Genomic DNA, 264 nt, shown 5'->3' with positions numbered 1-264 from the left:
TGATTCTTTTCCCAAATCATTTCATGATAGTTTGGATCAAACCCTATAAGAATATTATTTTCTCTTGCCTTATCTATTACCTTTTCAATAGTTTGTCTTGAATTTTTCTGAGAAATAGGCCAACAAGAAAAATGTACTATTTTACAGTTTTTTAGTGCATATTCAATATTATCATCATACTCAAGGTTATAATCAGCCCCTCGATAAAATATTGGAACTGGTGTTGTTTTACTTTTAGATACAAGAACCATACTAGTAGAGTAA

Annotated in this window: 1 pseudogene; it reads right to left on the bottom strand. The window is 29.2% G+C overall.

Annotated elements, in window-relative coordinates:
* Positions 1 to 264, bottom strand: a pseudogene (locus G3997_RS05475) (hypothetical protein); the annotation flags it as partial.

This window comes from Romboutsia sp. 13368, assembly GCF_018336475.1.
GTDB lineage: Bacteria > Bacillota > Clostridia > Peptostreptococcales > Peptostreptococcaceae > Romboutsia.
The sequence above is the reverse complement of the archived record's forward strand: the minus strand, read 5'-3'. Positions and strand labels throughout refer to the sequence as shown.